We start from the raw sequence: 15,325 nt of genomic DNA, 5'->3' as shown, positions 1-15,325 counted from the left end.
CTAGCCTAACTGTCCGACCGGTCGGTCTTATTGCGACGGTTGTCGTCACACTTGATGGCCTGCAGCCGGTCTAACGAAAGGTCAGGACTCGCGTTTTATGCGAGCGTGGGCCTCGGACCAGGACAGTGGGAGGTCGGCGGGAGTTGCTGTGGAGTCGGCGAAGTGGGGGTTGCCGAGGCGGCCGGCCATGTCTTTCAGCATGGCGGCGTGGGTGCCGGTGTGGACGAAGACCTCCATGGCTTCCTTGTCGGACCAGGCGGACAGGGTCCAGAACGTTTTGCTGAATGGTTGTGCGTCCATGGTGTAGCCGGCACAGCCCGGGGTGGATTTCAGTTGGGTGCGGATCTTGATGGTCCAGCGCAGGAATCGGAGGATGTCTCGGTAGCGGGTCAGCGGCAGGTTGGTGGTCAGTACATGCAGCTGAGTTCCGTCAGGGGGTTGGTAGAGTCCGGCGGACCAGGGCAGGGCGGGCATCGACAGCCCCTTCCGATCGACGTGAGCGACCGTCCGGGCGTCCCGGATCCGGTCGCCAAAGTTCCAGAATACTCAGGGCTGCAAGCTGTTCGGCGAGAATTCGCGATCAGGACGAGCGCGGGGTGATTTCCAGGTATACCGTCTCCTCCGGTACGCCGCCGAAGAAGAACCGGTCGTAGAGTCGAGGCACCAGTCGGTATATCGAATTGCGGGCCTGTTCCGCGTGCGGCCACTCGGACTCGTCCAGCACCCGCGCGGTAGCCCGCACCGCCGGACCGAGCGGCCTCCCCCGCGCATTGCATGGTGCGATCAACGCCCGCGAATCGTTCCGAATCCGCTTGACCTTCCCCGACTTCCGCTCGGTGAAGACATACGCGGCACCCTCGCCGTCGATCCCGAACCAAACCGGCGAAGGCACCGCCTCACCGCCGCGCCGAAACGTCACCAACACCGCGTGCCGATACCCCCGTAACCCCTCGAAATCCCCTGTCGTCGCCCCCGATTCACCGATCGAGAACGCCTCCCGATCCCGCAGCCTGTCATACACCCGGCTCATCCCACTGCCGACCCGAGCCAAGATCCCCACGACGACCACCCTCCGGCACCGAACTCCGACTCGAAATCGAGTGGCACGATACAGCGGCGAAATCGGACAAATCCGCCCAACAATGTACCACTCGGCAATGAGAGCCGTTCTGTTGCTGTGGATTACGGCGGCCGAACTTCGACGGACGTGACCAAAAATCGTTTGCCCCGGTGCTGATACTGAACCTGTGACTGTCACAGTCGGCTGCTTGGATGATGGTGTATCGCAGGCGCTTTCGGACCTCTTGGACGTCTCGATAGATTCGATGCAACGGTTGAACATGGGGTACTCCAGTAGCCGGACCTATCGGGTCATCGCGGGCGACGCGACGCTGGTCGTGAAGGTCAACGACGACCCGACCGTGCTCGCGAGCGCCGCACGGAACTTGCGGACGCTGGCTGGGCTGGGCATTCCGGTGCCGATCGTAGTGGCGTATGACGACACCCGGCGGCATGTGCCGGGCGGGCTGCTGGTGATGAGCCACATCGAAGGACGCGATCTGCGCCACGAACTCCCGACGATGACCAAGTCCCAAATGACCGCCTTGGCACGGACAATCGTGGGCTTCCAGCGCCTCGCCGCCACGTTGCCGGCCACCGGAGGAGGCTGCGGCTACGTGGGCATCGGGGAGTGCGCCGAGCGAAACTGGCTCGATATAGTGCGCCGACCAAACCACGACCGCTACGCCGACCCGTTGCCCACCGACGCCATCGCCTTGGATCGCCGCGTGGCAGCGGCCATCGAGCTGGCGTCCGGCTACCTGACCGAGGTCCGGCCGACCTGTTTCCTGGACGATCTGACCACCAAGAACGTCATGGTCCGCGACGGCGAGCTCTGTGGCGTAGTGGATTTCGACTGCGTCGCGTTCGGCGACCCCCTGTTCCATCTCGGCCTGACCGCAGCCGCGGTCACCGTCGACACTCCACCGCACTGTCGCTTCTATGTCGATGAGCTACTTCGCTTTTCCGACGCCACCACCGGTCTGCGCCGCCGCATCGTCGATCTGTACGAGGCAGTGTTTCTGGTCGCGTTTCTGAGCGCGGACCCGCCGCACGACGTCGGCGACTGTCGGGTGGTGGCCGGCGACACGGCCGGGCGGCGGCTCGCCGATGTGGAGGACTTTTTCATGCCACAGTCCTAGTCCACCCCGTACCCGGGTACTACATCGAACGAGAATCCTGTCGATAGCGTCGAATCGTCATCCCCCGCATCGGATTCTGGGCGGCGGTGGCATCGCCGACTCTGCTCACAGGAAAGATCCTATGACGACTTCTGCCTTGATTCCCGAGCCGTCTCCACCGTCCTCGCGGCGCGGTGGCGATGGTGATTACGCACGTCTGTTGCGCCGGATATCCGAGGCGGGACTGATGGAGCGGCGGCCCCGCTACTACGTGATTCGCCTAGGGCTGGTCGGATTCGCGTTCGCGGCGGGGTGGGTTGCGTTCGTGCTTGTCGGCGACTCGTGGTGGACGCTCGCGGTGGCGGCGGTGATGGCGGTGACGTTCGCTCAGGTCGCGCTCGTCATGCATGATGTGGCGCACCGCCAGGTGTTTCGGACGCGGCGGGCGACGGAAATCGTCGGCCGGGTGGCGGGTAACGCGGGGATCGGTTTGGCGTACGGGTGGTGGCAGGACAAGCACACTCGCCATCACGCAAACCCGAACCATGAGGAACTCGATCCGGATGTCGCACCGGACATTCTGGTCTGGTCGCAACGGCAGGCGCGGAACAGTCGTGGCTTGGCGCGAATCATCGGGCGGGCGCAGGCATTCCTGTTCTTCCCCCTGCTGCTGTTGGAAGGTCTGAACCTGCACGTCGCCGGATTCCGTGCGCTCGGAAAGCGATCGCTGAAGCATCGCGGCTTGGAAGGTGCGCTGCTTCTCGTTCACGTAACTGCCTATGCGGCAGCACTGTTGGTGGTTCTCCCTGTCGACAAGGCCCTCGCGTTCGCAGCCGTCCATCAAGCGCTCTTCGGTCTCTATATGGGCTGCATTTTCGCCCCGAACCACAAGGGCATGCCGACACTGACCGGTGATGACCGCCCCGACTACCTCCGCCGCCAGGTGCTGACCTCCCGCAACGTGCGCGGCGGCGCACTGACCGACCTCGCCCTCGGCGGACTGAACTATCAAATCGAGCACCACTTGTTCCCGAGTATGCCGACCCCCAACCTGCGCCACGCCCAGATGCTCGTCCGCGCCTACTGCGCCGAAATCGATGTCGCCTACTACGAGACCGGCCTGATCTCCTCCTACCGCGAGGCGCTGCGACACCTGCATCACGTCGGTGAACCCCTCCGGGCGAACTGAAACAGGTTGTAACACGGTCATCGGATGATCCGATCTGCACAGTGCAACAACGCATTTGGTGAGTAACATCCGAAATGAGGAGTGCACTTGAAGCGTCACAGCCTGACCCGTCTGGGTTCCTGCGCCGCCGGTCTCGCGGTCGTCGCCGCGACCACGGTATCGATGGCCGCGACGGCCGCCGCCGACAACTGGATCCAACTGTCGGGCACCGTGCAGTGTGTCAACCAGACCTACACACTCACGGTGTCCGCCGCCCATATTCAGACCGGTATCTCGTCCTACTACTTCCTGGACGGACCCAGCCTGAACAGCGCGACCATGATCGGCAGCGAACAGTCCATCCAGCACGGCCAGGACGCCACGGTCTCCTGGACCCCGACCACCAGCGGCACCCACACCCTGTGGTGGCGCGGCCTGCAGCCCGGCGGTGGCGGCTTCATCGGCCCGCAGACCGTCACCGTCCTCGACCAGGCGTCCGCCGGCTGCACTCCGACCACCGGCGGTGGCACCGGCAGCGCGGATTCCCTCCCGGTCATCGGTCCGCTACTGAGCCAACTGGGTCTCTGAACCGAATTCCAGTGTCCCGCAACAGTGCTGACGCGCGCGGCCTGCTCCTCCGTCGAACGTGGCGGAGGAGCGGTTACAGGAGGAGACTGAGGCGGAGGGGGCCAGTACATCTCCAGGAGTGATGCGATGGCAGCCGAGAACCCTTTCGGGATCGATCCGGAAGAATTCGAGCGTGCACTGCGGGAAGCGGGAATCGAATTCCGCGATCTGATCGGCAAGGCCGGTGAGTATCTCGATCGTGCGAACGTGGGCACGCTGGCGTCGCTGTTCGGCCAGTTCGTTCAGCCGGAACGCACCCGCACACCGAAATCGGAGGGCGCGACCGCGGGTGAGACCGGCAGCGGCGTCTGGGTCATCTACAGCACCGACGACGCCGGCGCAGCCTGGGTCGAGCAAGTCTTCCCGACCGAACTCGAGGCATTGCGCGCGCACAGCGACAACACCGACGAACGCCGCCGCGTCCGCTTCCTCCCCTACGGCGTCCCCGTCACCGCGCTGGACCTCAGCTGAAGCCGTGCGGGCCGATCGTCATCCCGGGAGCTGCGAACGGCGGTCGATGTCGGTGAGCACTTCATAGGTGCTGAGCCGGTTGCCGTCGATGGGTGCGTGATCGGGCCAGTGATGCGCGGCGCGGAATGCCTCGGACTCGAGATACGCGGAATATGCTCCCGCGTCGGTGAATTCGAGGATCGAGAGGTAGCCGTGGTCGGGTTCGGCGGGCTGCAGCAGGCGTGCGCCGCACAGTCCGTCGACGTCTTTCAGCGTTCCCCTCATGCTGGCCGCGAAGTTCACTTCGAAGACGGTGCGGTTCTCGTCGGCGACGAACAGCTCATTGATCACGACGAACATGGTTTCTCCTGATAGATCAGTGCCCGGCTGCGGTGATTCGCAGTGCCCGGCAAAGGAATTCGGTGGTCACGCGGGTCACGTCCGCGACCGGCTCGCCGGCGTCGATCCGGTCGATGGCTCGCCCGAGCGCGCCGTCGACCAGGTCGGCGGTCAGCCCCGGATCCGGGTCTCCCCTGTCCGCCAGCGCAGTTCGCAGCGGAGCGGTGAGGTCATGGTGATGCCGGGCCAGTACCGCCCGCGCGGCAGGATCGCCCGGCATCCCACCGCCGAGAACCGCGACCCGATGCGCACCGGCCGCCGCGAGCTCGAGCGTGACGCGTACATAGGCCATGACGCGGCCGTCCGCCGTGTCATGGCGATCGACCGCCTCGCGTACCCGTGCTCCCCACTCCGCGAAATCGTCGGCCACGACGCGCGCCAAAACCTCGTCCCCCGAACGGAAGTACTTGTACACGCTGCTGCGCGCCAGCCCGGCGACCGCCCCGACTGCCGCCGGGGTCACCGCAGCCTTACCGCCCTCGAGCAGTAATACGCGTGCGGCATCCAGCAACGCCCGCTCCTGATTTGCTCGGTGCTCGGCAACCGTCGGCGCATCGATCCTCGGCATCGCGGGTCCGCCCACCTTCGAATCAGAGGGACACTGTGTCGCCAAACTAGCACAGTTGGCGACACAGTGTCCCTATGACGTTCTCGGGTGGCGGTCGAGGTGTGGGCTGTGCGATCGAGATCTATTGTGTGGGGAGGCCGGGGAGCCGGGCTTCGATGGCTTGGGAGGACTCACGAATCTCGCATCGACTACGAGACCCGTTCTGGGAGAAGCGCGATGAGCGGCGGCGGATTCGCGCTTGCGCTCACGGTGTTCTTGGCGTGTGCCGTGGAGGCGGTCGAGGCGTTGACCATTGTGTTGGCTGCCGCAACGACGCGGGGGTGGCGGTCGGCGATGCAGGGGCTTGCCGCTGCGCTGGTGGTGCTCGCCGTGGTGGTTGCGGTGCTCGGACCGGCTGTTCGGGTCATTCCTTTGACATCGTTGCGGTTGGTGGTCGGGGCGCTGCTGCTGGTGTTCGGGCTGCAGTGGCTGCGTAAGGCGGTGCTGCGCGGCTCCGGCTATCGGGCGCTGCATGACGAGACGGCGTCCTTCCAGCGCCAAATCGATGCGGCCGCAAAGGCTTCGAGTGGCGGACGCGGCATCGTCGATGATTGGTACGGATTCACCCTGTCGTTCAAGGGCGTCTTCCTCGAGGGCCTCGAAGTCGTCTTCATCGTCGTCACCTTCGGTGCGAATCAACATGACATTCCACTCGCCGTGCTGGGTGCCGCGGCCGCGGTGGCAGCCGTCGCCCTGCTCGGGGTCGCCATGCGTGCGCCGCTGGCTCGCGTCCCGGAGAACACGATGAAGTTCACGGTCGGAGTAATGCTGACCGCGTTCGGCATCTTCTGGTCCGGTGAGGGCGCCGGAGTCGTCTGGCCCCATACGGACGCCGCACTCTTGGCGCTGGTCCCCACCATCGCCGCGGCCGCGATCGCGGCAACCCTCGTACTGAAGCGAATTCGCGCCCGGTCGCCGCGGCAGGCAGAGGCAGCCTCATGACAGCGCTGCGAGCATTCCTGGCGTTCTGGTACGACTTCATCGTCGGCGACGATTGGTTCTCGGCACTCGGTGTAGTGGCCGGACTGCTCGCCACCGCCATCCTCGTCCACCTCGGCATCAACGCCTGGTGGCTGCTGCCGATAGCAGTCGCAGTCGTCTTCGGTATCTCCCTCCGGCGAGCGATCAACAGCGGCAACGGCCGCTGAAATATCGGCGTTGTTCCCCCGCCGTGCGGAATCGGCGATGGCCAGTAATCTGCTTCGCGTGAGTAAGGAATTCGGGGTGGACGTTGCGGGCGCGCTGGAGATTGCGCGGGCCGCAGCGGGGTTCGAGTGGACGTGGACCGCGCAGGACGCGGGTCGCTTTGCGTGGCAAGTCGGTTGGAGTGTGCCGCAGGGATCGGACCCGCGGGGTTCGGAATCAGGGGAGGTCTATCTGACTTACCGGACCGGGCTGCGCGTCTCTGATCCGGAAGCTACTTTCGCGGTAAATGCCGAGGGCGCCCTGGATTTGGTGTGGGTGCAGGCGACCGATGAGCGACCGCAGCGGCACGGTCCCGTGCCGCCGGAGATTTTCGAAGAATTCGTCGATCGATTCCGATCGATTTATGGGGAGCCCGCCGATCGTTACGACGGAACGCTTTTCGTGCCGAGCGTGACCTGGGTACTGCCCTACCTGGTGCTCCAACTGTCCCGTGACGACTCGGTGGATCTGCGCCTGATCAATCCGGTTCGGCATCGCCAAGCGGTCGCACGCGGCAGCGACGACGACCGGTGGGCCGACCTGAGCGAAAGAGCAAGGGCCGGTATGGAATTCGCCGATCGCATCCAGATCGTGCTGGCCGCCGATTTCGGACGCGGCTTCGGGCCGCGCCGGGTTCCCGGGTCAGGACCCGAAGCACAGCCGCGCCCGCAGAAACGCCGGGAGTTCGGCCAACCCGGCACCGGCTCGTGGTCACGACGCGAAATCCTGCAGCTCTGCCGTGATCTGGGCTGGGCCGCCGAAACGGACGCCTATGGGGTCCACGCCGACGGCCCGCCGCACTTGGTTCTGCTGGCCGGTCTGACCGCCGAATACCAGCAGCGCTACGACTACGGCGAACACGATTCCGTGCACCTGGTGCAGTACCTGCCCGCGGAAGCCGCGGACGGCGCGTATCGGGTGGCCCTGCGGGAATGCGTGCGACTGCTCGGCACACCCCACCTGGTCGGCGGGCCCGACGCGTTCGCGAAATGGCGCTACACCGACACCACCGTCGAACTGACCCGCGAACAGGGCGGTTCCGCCGATATCACGCTGACCGTCCGGCCGACCCATGCCGCCGAATGGGAGGAGGGGCGCAATCAGGAATACGGTGAGTACGGCGAAGATTGGGCCGGCCACCTCTGGGAGCTGCAGCCCGATACCGACCTGACCGCCGCGCTGGGCGGGTCGATGCACTACTCCGAGCCGAACGCCCAGGACTGGGATGAACTCGGCTGGAACCTGGAGCGGATCTTCACCTCCCTCGCCGCCGATCTGCCGGTACTGGCCCCGTACGGCACCGAAGTCGCCTGGGCCATCAAGCAGGTGGGCGCACCGGACGGGCTTGCCCGCGGCTGGTTCTCGCCGACCGGAGGCATGCTGGAGCTGATGCGGGGTGGGCAATGGGAGCAGCGCATGTATCCGGCGGGCGCCGAGGCGGGCCGCAAGATCGCCGGGATGACGATCGCCGCCCTCCGTGACAGTCCCGCGAAGTCGCCCGGCGATCTGGAGGTGAAAGCCGAAGCGACACAGCCGCCGCAGCGGTTGAACGATGTTCGATTCGGGATCGGTCAAGACGAGATCGATTGGGAGGACGACGATTCGGATGATGACGAGCCGGATGACGGCTGGGACGCCGAGGACGTCCAGCCGGTCGCTCGTCCGGCCCGGTCCGGTGCTTCGCAACGCACGCACGGCGAATGGGAATGGTCGCCCGACGACGACAGGGACCTCCTGCGCCGCCTCACGACCATCGCCGAGAACGCCATCCGCGGCGGCACGACGGCCGTCCCCGACGAGGACCGCTGGGTGGTTGCGCCCCAGTGGCGCAGCGGCGCGGAAGCCTTCCGAGGCCGTGCCGGTGCCCCGCCGCCGCCCGTCGATCCCCGGGCCACCGAGGCGCTGATCGGCATCCTCGACTTCTGTCGCTCCCGGCTGACCGCAATGCTGACCGAAACCCGCGAAAACGGGTTGGTGGCCATCGCCGACGCGGCCGCCGCCTACCTCGACGCACCGACGCGAACCCCCTCCCCGCTCGGCGCGGCCGCCATCTGGGTCCTGGTGGCCGAGGACTACTGGGAGTGCTGCCGCGCGTCCTTCCCGCACACGGACCATGTGGCACGAGACATCCTGCCGCGCTTCGTCGACAGCTGGCTGGCCTGCTACGGCCTCGCCTTCGCCGCCGAGACCGTGGTACTCGCTCGCGGCTTGAACGTGGAGTCCAGCTTTCCGCACGGTTCGCTGACCGCCCTGGGACGAACCGCTTGTGGCCCAGCCCAATACGATCCGATCATCCCCCACATCCGTGCGCACCTCGCGATGGCGCCCGAACCCGCGTACCGGCAGGCCGCCGCGCATCTCGCGGGAGTTCGTGCGCGCCTCGACACCGTGTGGGCCCGGCTCGCGACCTCCTACCTGATGCCCGAGCGCCAGGACTGGGTGGACGCCGATCTGGCTCTGGAGGGGCTGGAACGCTACAGCCACTCGGTGTCGATGCTGGCCACGTCCGTGACGCGACCCGATCAGTACGCGCGGTTCCGCGCGGCCGTCGGCGATTCGTCGCTGGTGGAGATCGCCCAGTTGTACAGCATGCTGGTGAACCTCGGCCCCGAGTGCCTCGACGCGGTGTCGGAGTGGCTGTCCGAGGCCGCCTCCGGGTTGTATGACATGCGCGGCGCCGCAGAGATTCTCGCGTGGATCCCGACGGACAGCGCGTACGAGGTACTGCTTGACATGCGCGACAACGAGGAAGCGGCAGGCGCGCTGACCGCCGCGACCGCCCGCTACCCGCATCGGGCACTGCGACTGCTCGAAGACGCGTCCACGGAATCCGACGAGACACCAAGCGGATTCGATCCGTTCGGCCTGCGCACCTACGCCTCGGCGGTGCGCGCGCGAATCGGCCTGCCGACCCGGTCCGGCGCGAGCGCCATCCCATTCGCGACCTTGGGTCTGATGGCGTTGTGCGTGCTGGCCTATGTGGTCACCGCGTGGCAAGCCCGCAGCCTCTCTCCGACACCGCAGCACTCGCGCGTGTACGCGGATCTGATGCTGACGCGCAGATCGGTCGTCGACGGGCAGGTGTGGCGGGTGTTGACCGGCGGTTTCATCACCGGCAGTCCGAGGTATCTGCTGATCACGATCGTGTTCGGCAGCGTCGTAGGCTATTTCGGCGAGGCGCTGCTGGGCCGGGCGCGGTTCGCCGCGATCTTCGGGGTCTCGCTGCTGGGCGGCACCGCCGCGATCATGTGGACGATCAAGAACCATGCGGCCTTCGGGCCGACTGTCGGTGTGACGGGCGCGCTGGCCGCGATGCTGACCGTGGTGGCGGTGATGCACCGGTTCCGGTGGATGCCCGTGATCGCTTCGGTAGCCGCCGCGTTGGCGGTCGGCCTGCAATTGTGGCTCAATCCCAGCGCGTGGTGGGGCCCCGCCGGCGCGATCGGTACCGCGGTGGTGGCCACCCTCGGCTTCATCAGCCTGCCCCGCTGGCTCCGCGCCAAGACCGACGACGCCTCCCGCACCATCGGCTGGCTGGCGATGGGCGCGGTCACCCTGTACACGCTCGTATCGATCGGCGGGGTCATGGCAATCCTGTCCTGACCGATCGTGCGTGAGCGCTATCGACCCGGGCTGTCGCTATGGCGGATCCCACCCGTAAATAGGTGGCATCTGCGCAGCAAATTGATTAGCGTAGGAAACGTGTTGGGCTTCTCGGCCGCGCCGATGACGTCGTAGGTCTGCCCTCCAGTCGCGCGAATCGCGCGTTCGCGAAGCCACTCGCCCGCCGTGCACCGGCGGCGCCGGCTGATTTCACCCCCCTCTGGGCGGTTGCGGTTCAGGGAGCGAAACCCGCACACCTGTGGACCCGCCGTACCTGAGGAGGCAAATCTGTGAGCCCGGGAGTTGTAGCCCCGCCCCGTTCCGATCTTCGACACACTCCCGGCGACACTCCCCCACACAGCACCTTCGGTTCGCTGCGCATCCGCAACTACCGCCTCTTCTTCACCGGGCAGGTGATCTCCAATACCGGCACCTGGATGCAGCGGATCGCGCAGGACTGGCTGGTGCTGAGCCTCACCGGATCCGCGGCGGCGGTCGGCATTACGACCGCCCTGCAATTCCTGCCCATGCTGTTGTTCGGGCTCTACGGCGGCGTGCTCGTCGACCGGCTGCCCAAACGGCCGCTGCTGATATTCACCCAATCCGCCATGGGCGCAACCGGTCTCGCGCTCGGCGTGCTCACTCTCACCGGTCAGGTGCACGTCTGGCACGTCTACGCGACCGCCTTCGTCCTGGGGCTGGTCACCGTCGTCGACAACCCGGCCCGCCAGACCTTCGTCTCCGAAATGGTGGGTCCCGACCAGCTGTCGAACGCGGTCAGCCTCAACTCCGCCAACTTCCAATCCGCCCGGCTCGTCGGCCCCGCCGTCGCGGGTGTGCTGATCGGTGCGGTCGGCAGCGGCTACGCGTTCGTCTTCAACGGACTGTCGTTCCTGGCTCCGATCGCCGCGCTATTGCTCATGCGGACAACCGAATTGCGTGCGGTGGAACCCACGCCGCGCGGCAAGGGGCAGTTGCGTGAGGGATTGCGCTACGTCGCGGGCCGTCCCGACCTGATCTGGCCGATCGTGCTGGTCGGCTTCATCGGCACCTTCGGCTTCAACTTCGCGATCTGGCTGACCGCCTTCACCGGCACCGTATTTCATTCCGGTGCACAGACATACGGCCTGCTCAACACCCTGATGGCGGTCGGTTCGCTGGCCGGTGCCCTGCTGGCGGCCCGCCGGGGCACCTCGCGGTTGCGCGTGCTGGTCGCCGCGGCGGTGGTCTTCGGTTTCCTCGAGGTGGTGGCCGCGATGACTCCGTCCTTGTGGCTGTTCGCGTTTCTGCTGGTCCCGATCGGCATGTTCGGCCTGACCGTGAACGTGACCGCGAACTCCTCGATTCAGATGGCCACCGACCCGGCGATGCGGGGTCGGGTCATGGCGCTGTACATGATGGTCTTCACCGGCGGTACTCCGGTCGGCGCGCCGCTCGTCGGCTGGATCACCGACACCTATGGTGCACGCCTCGGATTCGCCGCAGGCGGTGCGATATCGATGATCGCCGCGGTGGTCATCGGTCTCATCCTCGCTCGTATCGCGGGCCTGCGCCTGCGCGAACTAGGCGGAACTCGCCTCATCGCCGGCGAAGCCCGGTAGCCACTGTTCGAGCAGGGAGTAGAAAGGCCCCTCGGCTTCGAGTTGGGTGCAGACGCCGATCATTCCGCCGAAGACCCGGCCCAGGACGAACAGGTCCGGGCGGTCGGGCGGGAGCGTGAAGGCGAACAGATTGCTCACCGAGAAGTTGCCCATATCGGTCGAGCGAGTGACCTGGCCCTGGACCAGATCCCGGGTGAAGCGGAACCGTTCCGTGCGTCCCAGGTCGGCGAGCGGACCGAATTCGCGTCGCAGGGGCTCCATTTCGAGCCGGGCACCCGGTTTGACGAAGCCCACCTCGATGGCGCTCGCGGTCAAGCCGTCGTAGTCGTCGTCCAGGACACAGCGGATCAGCGAACCGACCGCGGGGAGGCCGTCCGGTGTCGGGGTCACCGCACCGAAATCGACGATGCCCAAACGGTTGTCGGGCAGCAGGCGGAAATTGCCCGGATGCGGGTCGGCATGCAGATACCCGATGCGCCGCGGCGAGGACAGCAGGAACTCCGCGAACAACTGTCCGGCGCGATCCCGCTCGGCTCGCGAACCGTCGGTGATGATCGCCGCCAGCGAGCGTCCCGTCATCCATTCGGTGACCAGCACCTTCGGTGCGGACGCAACCACGCTGGGTGCGAAGAACTTCGGATCGTGCGGTCCCAGCGCCCGTGCGAAGATCCGCTGATACCGCGCCTCCTGCCGGTAGTCGAGTTCATCGTCCATCCGATCGATGAACTCCTGGATGAGCGGCTTGGCATCGATTCCGGGAGCCATCGCCGAAAACGCCCGCGCGAACAGCTTCCCCAGCTTCAGATCCGCCCGCAACGCCTCGTCCGCGCCCGGATATTGCACCTTGACCGCGACGGCCCGCCCATCCGCCCACACCGCACGATGCACCTGCCCGATGCTGGCGGCCGCCACCGGCGTCTCGTCGAATTCCTTGAACCGCTCCGGCCATCGCGTCCCGAGCTGCTGATCCAGCACCCGATGCACCGATTCGACGGGCATCGGCGGCGCCTGCTCCTGCAACCGCACCAGCGCCTCCCGATACCGGTCCGCGAACTGCGGCGGCACCGCCACCTCCATCACACTCAACGCCTGCCCGATCTTCATCGCGCCGCCCTTGAGCTCCCCCAGCACCGCGAAAACCTGCTCCGCGGCCTCGGCGATCAACCGTTCATCGAGCTCCCCCCGCTCGGCCCCGGTCACGAGCCGCTTCCCCAGCGCCGCAACACGTTTGGTCATGATCCCCATCGGAAGCGCCGCCAATTTCGCGGTCCGCTTGACGCCGAGCCGTCGTATCCCCACCACCCAATCAGTCTCAGCCGACTCCTACCCTCCGTCAAGGAACCTGTATCCAGACCTCGGGCAGACTGGGCTGGTGCGATTTGTGATGCGGCATCGGGTGCTGAGTTTCGGCGATGACTACTGGGTGAAGGACGAGGCAGGGAATCGGGCCTTTCTGGTGGACGGCAAGGTGTTGGCGTTTCGGCAGGCCTTCGAGTTGAAAGGGGCGCGGGGGGAGGTTTACGCGGTTGCCCGGAAGAAGTTCTTCGCCCTGCGTGACACCATGGTGATCAAATCCGGTGGGGCGCAGGTGGCTACGGTGCGAAAGAAGATGTTCAGCCCGATTCGGCACAGCTTCACGATCCGGTTGGCCGGGGGCGAGCAGTGGATCGCGCGGGGTGATCTGATCGAGAAGAACTACACGCTGGAGGGTCCGCAGGGGGTGGTCGCCTCGACGTCGCGCAAATGGTTCCGGATTCGCGATACCTATGGTGTGGAGATCTATCACCCCGACGTTCCGCTGGCCATGGCGGTCGTCGTCTGCATCGATGAACTGGTCGTCGACGAACGAAAGGAGCGATGATGCGGCTGATTTCGCTGCTGATGTTCGCCTGGTTGATCATCGGCGCGGTAGCGTCCGGACAGCGCGGATACCTGACCCACGTCACCCAGGAGTGCGCCGATTTCGCGACCATCGCAGTCACGGTCGTCGCCGGACCGCTGAACTACACCGGCCTCAATCCGAAGGTGCACAGCTGCGACCTGCCCCAGCCCAGCCCGTAGTTGCGCTGTCGGGGACGTCGGCCGATGGTGGAACGGTGTGGATCTTCGAGTGCGGGGCGTGCCGCGAGTCGGTGACCGTCCCGCTTCACGAACTCCCGTGGCGGGGTGACGACGAACTGCCGGAACTGCCACAGCATCAGTTCAACGGATTTCTACCGGCCCGGATGGATGCGGGCACCTTCGCGATCCACACCTATCCACCCATCGATTTCGGCCGTTGGGACCGGCGCTATCGAGGGCCGGAGGGTGTGCAGTACGTCCTGAATCCTGGCGATACCCGCAACACGATGTTGCTCATCGATCCGGATGACGATCTCGGTTGCCAAGGCATAGTCGCCTCGGGCGGGCCCAATGTCGCTTGTGCGCGTTGTCGATACGGGATCGGATTCCGGATCGACGACTGCGGAACCTGGCAGCAAACCCTCCTTCGCGGAGATGCCGTCACCCGCAGTGCAGTCCCGCGGACGGCGACGCCCAGCGCCATACGCTATCCGCAAGCCGATTCGAGACTCGTCGACCGCGCGCGATGGCGCCACGGAGACCCGGTTCACGACTTCCAACGCGCCGAGGTCAGTCGACCTGAACACTGGTTCGGGAGGCCGCCTAGCCTGGGCGGGTGACTGACAACCAACTCGGCGAGTTTCTGCGCGCGCGTCGGGCCGGACTGCGGCCCGCGGACGTCGGGTTGGCCGCGTTCGGTCGCCGGCGGGTGGCAGGACTGCGTCGTGAGGAAGTCGCCGAGTCGGCCGGAATGAACACCGACTACTACACGCGCCTCGAGCAGGGGCGGGAGCGGAATCCGTCCCCGCAGATGCTCGCCGCGCTGAGCCGGGCATTGCTGCTCGATGAGGCGCTGCGCGAACATCTCTTCAGGTTGGCGGGTGTGGCCTCGACCGGGCTACCGGTGGAGACGGTGAGTCCGGTGTTGCGGCAGATGCTGGAGACCTATTCGGCAGCACCGGCCTTCGTGATGAATCCGGCCATGGACATGCTCGCCACCAATGCTATGGCCGACGCGTTCTTCTCGCCGTACCCGCGCATCGACAATCTTGCGCGGATGACCTTCCTCGAACCGATCAGCCGTGACTTCTGCGTCGACTGGACCTGGACCAGCCAGGCGATGGTCGCGGGTTTCCGGCAGGCGAGCACGCTGTATCCGGAGGATCCGGGACTGCGGCGCATCATCGAGGAACTCACCACGGCCAGTGGCGAATTCGCGGAATTGTGGCATTCCTACACGCTGTGCGTCGCGACCGCGGAGCCGCGTGAATTCGTCCATCCGGATGTGGGACCGTTGCGGTTGACTTACCAATCCTTCGATGTGCGCGGTGCCTCGGGCCAACGTCTGATGCTCTACCAGCCCGAGCCCGGTCCCACCGTCGAGGCACTGCTACGGCTCGGTACCCCACCCGACAGCTGAGCGGCAGCGATCCCTGCCTGGGTG

At 66.1% G+C, this 15,325-nt stretch carries 16 protein-coding genes; 11 read left to right on the top strand and 5 right to left on the bottom strand.

Annotation, left to right across the window (positions count from 1 at the left end):
- Window positions 1–81 precede the first annotated feature (81 nt).
- Window positions 82–474: a hypothetical protein gene (locus tag ACFXHA_RS01970; RefSeq protein ID WP_379352139.1), complete on the bottom strand. Its 393-nt coding sequence runs from the start codon at window positions 472–474 to the stop codon at window positions 82–84.
- Window positions 475–580: 106 nt separating this feature from the next.
- Window positions 581–1,060, bottom strand: coding sequence for a PPOX class F420-dependent oxidoreductase (locus ACFXHA_RS01965; RefSeq protein ID WP_379352138.1), 480 nt, complete (start codon window positions 1,058–1,060; stop codon window positions 581–583).
- Window positions 1,061–1,340: 280 nt separating this feature from the next.
- On the opposite strand from ACFXHA_RS01965, the gene ACFXHA_RS01960 reads away from it, so the two are divergent.
- The 4 genes from ACFXHA_RS01960 (at window position 1,341) to ACFXHA_RS01945 (ending at window position 4,446) form a co-directional block, all read left to right on the top strand.
- Entirely contained in the window at window positions 1,341–2,201 is an 861-nt protein-coding gene (locus ACFXHA_RS01960; RefSeq protein WP_379352137.1) for a phosphotransferase family protein, read from the top strand.
- A 121-nt stretch (window positions 2,202–2,322) separates the two neighbouring features.
- On the top strand, window positions 2,323–3,369 hold the full coding sequence (locus ACFXHA_RS01955; RefSeq protein WP_379352136.1) for a fatty acid desaturase family protein: 1,047 nt from the start codon (window positions 2,323–2,325) through the stop codon (window positions 3,367–3,369).
- A gap of 87 nt (window positions 3,370–3,456) precedes the next feature.
- The gene (locus ACFXHA_RS01950) at window positions 3,457–3,936 is read left to right on the top strand and encodes a hypothetical protein (protein WP_379352135.1); all 480 of its coding nucleotides are present in this window, start codon (window positions 3,457–3,459) and stop codon (window positions 3,934–3,936) included.
- 126 nt (window positions 3,937–4,062) lie between these two features.
- Entirely contained in the window at window positions 4,063–4,446 is a 384-nt protein-coding gene (locus ACFXHA_RS01945; protein ID WP_379352134.1) for a hypothetical protein, read from the top strand.
- 18 nt (window positions 4,447–4,464) lie between these two features.
- Here ACFXHA_RS01945 and ACFXHA_RS01940 read toward each other — a convergent pair whose 3' ends face one another.
- Both ACFXHA_RS01940 and ACFXHA_RS01935 read right to left on the bottom strand, forming a co-directional pair.
- On the bottom strand, window positions 4,465–4,785 hold the full coding sequence (locus tag ACFXHA_RS01940; protein ID WP_379352133.1) for an antibiotic biosynthesis monooxygenase family protein: 321 nt from the start codon (window positions 4,783–4,785) through the stop codon (window positions 4,465–4,467).
- Window positions 4,786–4,801: 16 nt separating this feature from the next.
- Window positions 4,802–5,392 (bottom strand): TetR/AcrR family transcriptional regulator, encoded by a 591-nt coding sequence (locus tag ACFXHA_RS01935; RefSeq protein WP_379352132.1) that lies wholly within the window; start codon window positions 5,390–5,392, stop codon window positions 4,802–4,804.
- A 216-nt stretch (window positions 5,393–5,608) separates the two neighbouring features.
- On the opposite strand from ACFXHA_RS01935, the gene ACFXHA_RS01930 reads away from it, so the two are divergent.
- From ACFXHA_RS01930 to ACFXHA_RS01915, 4 genes are all read left to right on the top strand, one after another.
- Complete coding sequence (locus ACFXHA_RS01930) at window positions 5,609–6,373, top strand: COG4280 domain-containing protein (RefSeq protein ID WP_379352131.1); 765 nt, start codon at window positions 5,609–5,611, stop codon at window positions 6,371–6,373.
- The gene (locus ACFXHA_RS01925; RefSeq protein ID WP_379352130.1) at window positions 6,370–6,579 is read left to right on the top strand and encodes a hypothetical protein; all 210 of its coding nucleotides are present in this window, start codon (window positions 6,370–6,372) and stop codon (window positions 6,577–6,579) included. Before ACFXHA_RS01930 ends, ACFXHA_RS01925 begins: the two co-directional genes overlap by 4 nt.
- A gap of 58 nt (window positions 6,580–6,637) precedes the next feature.
- Entirely contained in the window at window positions 6,638–10,219 is a 3,582-nt protein-coding gene (locus tag ACFXHA_RS01920) for a DUF6301 family protein (protein ID WP_379352129.1), read from the top strand.
- Between the two features lie 290 nt (window positions 10,220–10,509).
- Window positions 10,510–11,820 carry an MFS transporter gene (locus ACFXHA_RS01915; RefSeq protein ID WP_379352128.1) on the top strand — a complete coding sequence of 437 codons (1,311 nt, stop codon included), beginning with the start codon at window positions 10,510–10,512 and terminating at the stop codon, window positions 11,818–11,820.
- Here the strand turns inward: ACFXHA_RS01915 and ACFXHA_RS01910 are convergent.
- On the bottom strand, window positions 11,782–13,065 hold the full coding sequence (locus ACFXHA_RS01910; protein WP_379353407.1) for an ABC1 kinase family protein: 1,284 nt from the start codon (window positions 13,063–13,065) through the stop codon (window positions 11,782–11,784). The genes ACFXHA_RS01915 and ACFXHA_RS01910 overlap by 39 nt on opposite strands.
- A gap of 127 nt (window positions 13,066–13,192) precedes the next feature.
- Between ACFXHA_RS01910 and ACFXHA_RS01905 the strand changes: the two genes are divergently transcribed.
- The 3 genes from ACFXHA_RS01905 to ACFXHA_RS01895 all read left to right on the top strand — a co-directional run bounded on the left by ACFXHA_RS01905 (window position 13,193) and on the right by ACFXHA_RS01895 (window position 15,301).
- The gene (locus ACFXHA_RS01905; RefSeq protein ID WP_379352127.1) at window positions 13,193–13,681 is read left to right on the top strand and encodes an LURP-one-related/scramblase family protein; all 489 of its coding nucleotides are present in this window, start codon (window positions 13,193–13,195) and stop codon (window positions 13,679–13,681) included.
- Window positions 13,678–13,881: a hypothetical protein gene (locus ACFXHA_RS01900; protein ID WP_379352126.1), complete on the top strand. Its 204-nt coding sequence runs from the start codon at window positions 13,678–13,680 to the stop codon at window positions 13,879–13,881. Before ACFXHA_RS01905 ends, ACFXHA_RS01900 begins: the two co-directional genes overlap by 4 nt.
- 616 nt (window positions 13,882–14,497) lie before the next feature.
- On the top strand, window positions 14,498–15,301 hold the full coding sequence (locus ACFXHA_RS01895; protein ID WP_379352125.1) for a helix-turn-helix transcriptional regulator: 804 nt from the start codon (window positions 14,498–14,500) through the stop codon (window positions 15,299–15,301).
- Window positions 15,302–15,325: the final 24 nt, after the last annotated feature.

This window comes from Nocardia sp. NPDC059240 (assembly GCF_042753865.1).
Classification (GTDB): Bacteria; Actinomycetota; Actinomycetes; order Mycobacteriales; family Mycobacteriaceae; genus Nocardia.
The sequence above is the reverse complement of the archived record's forward strand: the minus strand, read 5'-3'. Positions and strand labels throughout refer to the sequence as shown.

Excerpts from the sequence above, each read along its gene's own strand:
- ACFXHA_RS01970 (WP_379352139.1), bottom strand. The coding sequence starts at position 474 with ATGCCCGCCCTGCCCTGGTCCGCCGGACTCTACCAACCCCCTGACGGA.
- ACFXHA_RS01960 (WP_379352137.1), top strand. The coding sequence starts at position 1,341 with ATGGGGTACTCCAGTAGCCGGACCTATCGGGTCATCGCGGGCGACGCG.
- ACFXHA_RS01955 (WP_379352136.1), top strand. The coding sequence starts at position 2,323 with ATGACGACTTCTGCCTTGATTCCCGAGCCGTCTCCACCGTCCTCGCGG.
- ACFXHA_RS01945 (WP_379352134.1), top strand. The coding sequence starts at position 4,063 with ATGGCAGCCGAGAACCCTTTCGGGATCGATCCGGAAGAATTCGAGCGT.
- ACFXHA_RS01940 (WP_379352133.1), bottom strand. The coding sequence starts at position 4,785 with ATGTTCGTCGTGATCAATGAGCTGTTCGTCGCCGACGAGAACCGCACC.
- ACFXHA_RS01935 (WP_379352132.1), bottom strand. The coding sequence starts at position 5,392 with ATGCCGAGGATCGATGCGCCGACGGTTGCCGAGCACCGAGCAAATCAG.
- ACFXHA_RS01930 (WP_379352131.1), top strand. The coding sequence starts at position 5,609 with ATGAGCGGCGGCGGATTCGCGCTTGCGCTCACGGTGTTCTTGGCGTGT.
- ACFXHA_RS01925 (WP_379352130.1), top strand. The coding sequence starts at position 6,370 with ATGACAGCGCTGCGAGCATTCCTGGCGTTCTGGTACGACTTCATCGTC.
- ACFXHA_RS01910 (WP_379353407.1), bottom strand. The coding sequence starts at position 13,065 with ATGGGGATCATGACCAAACGTGTTGCGGCGCTGGGGAAGCGGCTCGTG.
- ACFXHA_RS01900 (WP_379352126.1), top strand. The coding sequence starts at position 13,678 with ATGATGCGGCTGATTTCGCTGCTGATGTTCGCCTGGTTGATCATCGGC.